The organism is Planctomycetota bacterium (assembly GCA_035574235.1).
Taxonomy (GTDB): Bacteria; Planctomycetota; MHYJ01; order MHYJ01; family JACPRB01; genus DATLZA01.
This window is the reverse complement of sequence record DATLZA010000037.1, coordinates 1-7,388: the sequence shown is the minus strand read 5'-3', so window position 1 is coordinate 7,388 and position 7,388 is coordinate 1. Positions and strand designations below refer to the sequence as shown.

8 protein-coding genes are annotated in these 7,388 nt (G+C 67.2%); 5 read left to right on the top strand and 3 right to left on the bottom strand.

Features of this window, described 5'->3' with window-relative positions; all coding sequences use genetic code 11:
• The 3 genes from VNO22_03235 to VNO22_03225 all read right to left on the bottom strand — a co-directional run.
• On the bottom strand, positions 1-349 hold a 349-nt coding region (locus VNO22_03235; protein HXG60366.1), incomplete at its 3' end, for a hypothetical protein.
• Positions 346-591: a hypothetical protein gene (locus tag VNO22_03230; protein ID HXG60365.1), complete on the bottom strand. Its 246-nt coding sequence runs from the start codon at positions 589-591 to the stop codon at positions 346-348. The genes VNO22_03235 and VNO22_03230, both read right to left, overlap by 4 nt.
• 759 nt (positions 592-1,350) lie before the next feature.
• The gene (locus VNO22_03225; protein ID HXG60364.1) at positions 1,351-3,792 is read right to left on the bottom strand and encodes a trypsin-like peptidase domain-containing protein; all 2,442 of its coding nucleotides are present in this window, start codon (positions 3,790-3,792) and stop codon (positions 1,351-1,353) included.
• Between the two features lie 181 nt (positions 3,793-3,973).
• Here VNO22_03225 and VNO22_03220 point away from each other — a divergent pair, with 181 nt between their 5' ends.
• The 5 genes from VNO22_03220 to VNO22_03200 all read left to right on the top strand — a co-directional run.
• Positions 3,974-5,359: a beta-galactosidase gene (locus tag VNO22_03220; GenBank protein ID HXG60363.1), complete on the top strand. Its 1,386-nt coding sequence runs from the start codon at positions 3,974-3,976 to the stop codon at positions 5,357-5,359.
• Between the two features lie 16 nt (positions 5,360-5,375).
• A complete protein-coding gene (locus VNO22_03215; protein HXG60362.1) occupies positions 5,376-5,630 on the top strand; it encodes a hypothetical protein in 255 nt (84 codons plus the stop codon).
• A gap of 27 nt (positions 5,631-5,657) precedes the next feature.
• Positions 5,658-6,416: a hypothetical protein gene (locus VNO22_03210; GenBank protein ID HXG60361.1), complete on the top strand. Its 759-nt coding sequence runs from the start codon at positions 5,658-5,660 to the stop codon at positions 6,414-6,416.
• Positions 6,413-6,949, top strand: coding sequence for a sigma-70 family RNA polymerase sigma factor (locus VNO22_03205; GenBank protein HXG60360.1), 537 nt, complete (start codon positions 6,413-6,415; stop codon positions 6,947-6,949). The genes VNO22_03210 and VNO22_03205 overlap by 4 nt, the downstream gene beginning before the upstream one ends.
• Before the next feature lie 3 nt (positions 6,950-6,952).
• Positions 6,953-7,388: hypothetical protein (locus VNO22_03200; protein ID HXG60359.1), on the top strand; the 436-nt coding region annotated here is incomplete at its 3' end.

The window sequence follows — 7,388 nt, the reverse complement described above, 5'->3', positions numbered from 1 at the left end:
ACTCCTTGTCGCCCCCCGTGAAACGGTCCACGCGGATGCACGGCTGCACCCAGACGGCGTCCACGTATTGCGTTCCGCGGTGGACCGCCTCGACGCGGAAGTCCACTTCCCCTTCGCCCGCGCGGATCTCGTGGTCGACCTTCACGCCTCCTTCCACGCGGCAGCGCAGGCGGAGCGAGGTTCCGTCCGGGGACGCGGACAGCCGCTCCGTCCGATGAGGGATCACCGTCTCCCGCCAGTCGCGGTCGGTGGAGCCCGACCGACAGTAGGCCTCGAGGTAAAGAATCGGCACCTCGCCGCCCGGAATGCCGGGGCCGCGGATCCGCAGGATGTTCTTCTCCCACGTCACCGCCAGGGGTCGGGAGCGCTCCGGCAGCCGAGCGCCAGAAGGAGCGGCAGAACGGCCCTCACGAAAACACTACGGGCCGGAAGGCCCGCCGGGCTCAAGCAGGCGCCGCTCGAAACTCGAGGCGTCCGGGGCGCGTCCGGGTTCCCCACCTCCTTGTCCGGGCCGTCCACGTCATGCGCCGTCGCCGGCCAGAGGGGCGTTCCGTCCGCTTCCAGCGTCTCCTGGGCCGGCGCTTGCCTCAACCACGGACCCGGTCCACGCATGGAGGAGGAGTCGGCAGGAACCGATTTAGATTTCGAGTTGTCCTGGGGGCCGGCTTGTCGGCGGCAAGCACCATTGCCGATTCCGGCGCCAAGGCATGCTGATCGCCCCAAGGTTCAAGCACTACAATATAAGCTCCAAGCGTGGACCAGTAAGAGAGGCATTCTCGATACCGAGCCGGGTCGGCCTCAGGGCTTCATCCGGGTGGAAATGAAGGTATTGCAGGATCCGGTCCCGCGTTACCCCGACAGCGCGCGAACTGCTTTGCGCCATTCGCGAGAAGTCATCCTGGCACACTCGGGGTTGCTTCCCTGCAGCCGTCGTCCACGTTCCAGGTGCCGGGTGTGTTCCCCGCGTCAGACCGTCGGGGGCGTTCTCGATTCCGGAAGGTGGCTCTCCGAAAGATCGTCCTAAATCCAGGGAGGGTCCGACGCGCGGGGAAACGTCGACCACGGGCGCCACCGCGCTTGCGTTCGGCCGTGAGGTTATCGAAGGCGTGGAAGCACGCGTTCGACGGGGATGCGCTCCGCGCCTCCCTGCCGGACGAAGGCGTCTGGCCGGCACTCTGACCGGGAGCGCGTCATGAAGTTGCGGCGAAACGGTCACCTCCATCTCGTTGGCGGGATCTGCCGCGCCGGGGCAGGGCGCGTGGAGGCTCGCGAAGGAAGGGTTTCGACCTTCACGTCCCCTCCCGTCCGGGAGTAGAAAACGTCACAGGCCGCGGTCGCCCGGCGCGGGTTTCAGAAGCCGACTTCGATCGTCCACTCGAGGACGGGCACCTCGGCGCCGTCGACGATCGCCACGATGGCAATATCGAAACGTCCCACGTAGGCGTCGCTCGGTTTCCATGTCATGCGGCCGGTGACGGGATCCACGCGGATCTCGTCCGGCCCCTTCTTGAGCTTGAAGTGAACCCCTTTCGCTCCTGCGGGTTTCTGAAAGCTCGGGACGAAGACGATCTCCTGCCCGACCTTCGCCTTGGACGGGGGATCGTTGGTGAACCGGACGGCGGGGTCGGATCCGGGGCCGGCGGTCGCGACGGGTCCGCAGCGGATCGCATAAATAATTCCATCTTGCTCCGTCCGCGGTTTTATCAGAACCACCTCGTGACCGGGAAGGAAGAACAGATCGCGCACCGCACTGCGGTAGATGAATTCAGCAGGATGAGGCTTGAAGTTTCGGATCCGGATCCGCCGCACCAGCCGGCTCGTCGAGCGGCTGGAATAGTAGATTTCAGGTCCCGCCTCCGTTCTTTCAACGTACCTCAACCCCATGGAGATGAGCAGACCTTCCGACGGAACCTCGGCAAACGCCAGTCCGGGGATCTCGGAGGCGATTTGTCGCAGCTCCAGATCCGCCAGATAGGTCCGGGTGGCGTAACCGTAGGCGGAGCCGATGGGGCGCGTGGGAAGCACAACGTGGCGGCGGTCGTGGGTGAGAAAAACGTGTCCGAAATCGCGGTGCCAGCCTTCCTTGAAAAGGGTGTTGGGCTGCAAGATGATCGACTTTTCGGAAGCCACATCCCAGAGAAGGCAGAGTCCCGACGGGCTGCCTCCGAAATTGCGCTGCAACAGAAGGAACCGGGAGTTCAGCGGACAGGCGTACTCGACATCTTCGCGGCCGATCCGTCGGAAACGGCCGGCCTCCGTAACCTGGTAAAGCCACGTGTCCCAACGGCTCGCTCCCGCCGCCCGCCAGAGGGTGAGGAATGATCCGTCGGCCGCCCTTCCCGTCACCCCCACGGGAAGAAGGTCGGGCGGGCCGTTGGGATCGTTCATCGGCACGGACTTGATGGGCTTACCGGCCGCGGGATCGATGAAGGTAATGACTTTGGATTCCGGACAGGTGACCACGATCCGCTTGTCGTCGCACCAGATCGAGGTCGGTGAGCGCGGCGTGAGAATGTCCTTCACCGGAGCCCACGTTTCCGGATCAAACACCTTGATGCCGGGTTGGTCCCGGAAGATCGCGTATACCGCCGCCCCGCTGGGAGGGACCGCGACATGCAAAAGGTTGTTTCCCAACTTGACTTTCTGAGGGGTGGTGACGGCCTCGACGAAGCTTTGCCCTTCGGAATCGCGTGCCAGGGTGGATTCTAGGGGCTCCATGCGTTTCCGGGGCACGGCCGGTTTGGCGACGTCCTCGGCGGGAGGAGGAGCTACGGGAGACTCGAATATAACTTTGCCGCGCGTGGGCAGCAGATACTGAAGCGATCCGTCGGACCAGCGGAGATACGGCTGCAGTACGAGTTCCAGCGCGTCCGGCTCGGAAGGAAGACGTCGGAGGACGAAACTTCCCTCCGCTCGGGCGCCCTCAAGCTTGAGGGGGACGTCGGTCATCCCGGGCGCCAGACGCGCGCCGGCGGGCGGAACGATATTGGAAACACGGCTGCTCGGGATCCAGAGGACGCCGACCGCCTGGATGGAGCCTTGGAGATTGATGAGGGAAGCGGTCAGATGAAGCCGGGTTTCCGTCGGCGATACGGGCTCCTGCCGGAAGATCAGCGATTTAAGTCCTCCGCGCAGAAAGATGCGAAGCTGCTCGGTCGGGACCGCGAAGGCCGTTCCCGTCCCCAGAATCTTGCTCTGAGCCACCCCGATCACCCGGCCCGCGGAATCCACGACGGGTCCTCCGCTGTTTCCCGGATGAAGCTCTCCGGCGAACTGGACGGCCACGAGATTTCCCGCATTATCGGTGCGCAGGCTCGCGACGCTCGCTTTCGTTACCGCGATTTCCGGATTCTTCGAGTCCAGAGCCAGCCGTTCGCCGAAGGGGAAGCCGGCCGCGAACACCGTTTCCGTCTCGCGCACCTCCGTTTTCTGGGCCAGAACGAGCGGTTCGGCCCCGGCGGGCGGATTGACCACGCGGAGACCCGCCAAGTCCATCTCGGCGGAGCCTCCCAGAACCTCGGCCGGCAGGGTGACCTCCCCGGGACGTCCGCTGTTGAAGACCACCTGGACACGGGTCGCGTCGGCGATCACGTGCCAGCACGTGATCAAGTGGGCCGCTCCTCCAGAACGGGCGACAACAAATCCCGTGCCTGTTCCGGTTTCCGTGACGACGAAGACCGTCGAGGCCTTAAGACGGTCCAGGACGTTCCGAGGCAGTTCCTGCGCCGCCGCGGAGGATCGGTCCCCGGAGCAGATGACGCTGAAGAGGAGAGCCGTGACGAGACACCTCACGGCGGAATTCATCCGAGACCGAGAATGGGCTGGAAGCATCATGTTCTAATTATACGCGGTTCACATCCGAACCGGCGTTCGGGAAAAACACGTTTCTGGGCCGTTTTCCCCGCCCAATCCGGCGGGGTGCGGCAATCGTGTAACCGGAAGAGCCGCGCGCGGGCGCGGTCGGGGGTCCGCCATGAACGTCTTGCTTCTCGGCGCGGCGGCGACGGTCGGGGTCCTTCAGGATCCCTCCACGCCCGAACCGGCGCGCACCTCGTTTCGCGTGGAGCTTACGGCTCCGGCGCGGCCCGGGGATCTCCTTCCGGACTCCCCGTTCGGCGTCAACACCGCCGTGCGCCCGGAGACGCCGGACCTCGAAGCCCGCCTCCGCGCGATGCAGGAGGCCGGGATCAAATGGGGTCGCCAGGATTTCCCCTGGAAGGCCATCGAACGGAACCCCGGAACCTACGACTTCGAACCCTACGACCGGCTCGTCGACCTCTTCCGCCGCCACGGGATCCTTCTGGTCGGAAACCTCACCGGCCATCCGGAATTCCACGATCCGCGGACTCCCGAGGGCGCCGCCGCCTACGCCGCCTTCGCCCGCGCCGCCGCGCGCCGCTACGCCGGCCGCGTCGATCACTGGCAGATCTGGAACGAACCCAACGGCGGATACTGGAAAGGCACCCCCGAGGAGTACGCCCGGCTTCTGACCGCCGCCGGACGCGCCATCAAGGAAGTCCGCCCCGAAGCCCGCGTCCTCGGCCTCAACATGGCTTTCTGCGACGTCCTCTGGGCCGAACGGATCCTCCGGCAGGTTCCCCCCGACGCCTTCGACGTCGTCTGCTTCCATCCGTACCGCGCCATGAACGCCCCCGAGGAGCCCATGGACTGGTGGATGCTCGACCAGTACGTCAAAAGCTGGCACCGCCGCGACCTCACGCCGGAGTATCCCCTGGTCCGGATGAATTTCCTGGAGCAAGCCGAGGAGCTCCGGCGCGTCGTGGAACGCTTCGGCCCCCCCAAGCCCCTCTGGGTCACGGAGATCTGCTGGAACACGGACCTTCACCCCTACGGCGTGTCCGAACTTCGCTCGGCGGAGCTGCTTGTCCGCTTTTACCTCCTGGCCGTCGCCTCCCGCCGCATCGAGAAGGTGTTCTGGTGGACGCTCAAGGACGGCGGCCCGCTTCAGTTCGACAAGGCGCAGATGGTGGGGCTTCGGCGCGCGGATCTTTCGCCCAAGTACTCCTTCTACGCCTACGCCGTCCTGACGCGGCTTCTGGAGGGAAAGCGCTGGGTGCGCAACGACGCCTGGGGTCCCGACGTCTACGCCGCCGTCTTCACCGACGACGCGCGCGAGGAAGACACCCTCGTGGCCTGGACGCCGAAGAATTACGCCTACATCCGCGTTCCGAACACCGAAAAGGGACTCGTCTGTTACGATCTTTACGGGACGCGACGGTTCGTGGCCTACGATCCGGTCCGCACCCGTCACAATCCCTTTCCGCTCGGACAGAGCCCGATTTACATCGTCGGTCCCCGGGGCCTGCGGGCCAACGTGCGGCCCGACCCCGGCTGGTGATCCCGGAGGTGCGCCCATGCGTCGAACGATTCTGGGAAGCGGCGGACTGCTCCTGGCGGCGGCGATCGGCCTGGGGGCGGCCGGCCAGGAAGACGCGTCCGCCCCGGACGTCCTCGGATCGGCCGAGCTGTTCTGGGTCCCGACCCTCGATCAGGCGGTCGAGATGGCCCGCGCGACCGGAAAGCCCATCTTCTCCATGGGCTATTCGCTCGTGCCCGACGGGACCACCTACACGCGCGCGGACGAGGGCTGCCCCCGCAACGTCTTCTGACCCGGCTACGCCTACGAGGAGAACCGGGTGTTCTCCGATCGCGAGGTGCGGCGCCGGCTGGCCGAGGGCTTCGTGGCGCTTCGCATCGACTGGGAACAGGGCAAGCACTACAAGGACCGTCTGGGGCGCATCCCCGGAACCGGCTGTCAGACGTTCCTCGATCTCGACGGCCGGCCGATCCCCGAGTTCGGCGGCGTGGACGCCTTCGCGTCCCGTTACGGACGGCTTCTGACGCCCGAGCTTCTGGACCGCGTGACGCGCCGCTTCCCGCCCCGGACGGAAGCCGCGCCGCTGCGGCTCGAATGGTTCCTCTGGCCCACCGAGCGCCGGGGACTCTGGCCCGCCTCGGTGGACGACATCGCCGGATACACGCGGACGCCGCAGGCCTGGATCGAGGGTCCCCTGCCGGCGGCGCTTCGAAATCCCGATTTTCTCCGCCGCCACCTCCGCCAGTTCATCTGGGTCCGCGGCCGCCCGGAGGGCGAAAGCCGGATCGTCGTGCGGCGCGTGAAGGACGGGCTCAAGCCGGGACTCTCCCCCCTCATCGCGGAGATCCCCGCGGGCGCCTCCGAGGACGTCGTGGGACGCGCGCTCGACGACGCGTGGCGCACGTACATGAAGGACCGCCCGCGCACCGCGCGCGGCTACTGCGACAATCCGGCCGGACGCATGTTCGCGCCGATCCGGGATCGGATGATCGCCGAAGAGGAACGCATCGAGGAGATGGCGCGCGCGGGAACGCTTCCGCCCCCCGGACGTCTCCCCGCCGCCGCGCGCAAGCCGTGAATCCGAACGCCTCCCGGAACGAGGAGATTCTGGCGGGACTCCTGCGCCTTCGGGACCGCGCCACGGCGCTGGCGTACGCCGTGCTTCGCGATTTTCAGGCCGCCGAGGACGCCTATCAGGAGGCGTCCCTCGTGGCGCTTCGCCGCATGGACGAATTCACGGGCGAAGGCTTCGAGGCGTGGTTCCGGCGCATTCTCCGCAACGTCCTGGGAACCCGGCTTCGCTCCGCGCGCCGCAGCCGCATCCGCGCGGACTCGGAGATTCTGGAGCGTCTCGAAGCCGCTTCGCTCGAGGACGCCGGCGCGGCGGAACCCGAAGAGAACGTCCAGTGGCTCATCGATTGCCTTTCGCGGCTGGGCGGCCGCGCCGAGGAGATCCTCCGGTGGCGTTTCCTGGAAGGTCTTCACGTTCCGGAAATCGCCCGGCGGCTGGGCCGGACGGTTCAGGCGACTTACGCGCTGCTCAAGCGCTCGCGGCAGGCCCTGCGGGAGTGCGTGCGCCTGCGGGCTCAGTCCGCCCACACGGGGAGCTGACCCATGGATTCCCGGCTGGACGACCTGATCGAACGCTATCTCGCCGGGGCGGAAAGCCCCGAGGAGGCGGAAGACCTCCAGCGCCGCCTGGCGGAAGATCCGGCCGCGGCGCGGGCGCTTCTGGCCGCCGCCCGCCGGGACTGGGCGCTTCGAAAGGCCTTGCGGGCCCGCCGGGCGAGGATCCTGCGGGCGCCGAGGGCGGCGCGGCCGGCCCGGCGCTGGATTCCGTGGGGAATCGCGGCCGCCGCCGCGGCCGTCGCGGCGCTCCTGTTCCGATCGCGGGAACCGGCTCCGGCGCCGGTTCCGCCGGTTTCACGATCCGCGCCTCGCGCTCCTCTTCCGCCTCCTTCGCCCGACCGGCCCGGGCCCGGACCCCTTCCCGGCCCGGCGGAAGAGAAACCCTCTCCCGCTCCGCCGACCGCGAAGGCCGCGCCGGAGG

What these genes read in the sequence shown, in the direction of transcription:
- VNO22_03220 (HXG60363.1), top strand. Translation starts at nt 3,974, where the DNA reads ATGAACGTCTTGCTTCTCGGCGCGGCGGCGACGGTCGGGGTCCTTCAG.
- VNO22_03215 (HXG60362.1), top strand. Translation starts at nt 5,376, where the DNA reads ATGCGTCGAACGATTCTGGGAAGCGGCGGACTGCTCCTGGCGGCGGCG.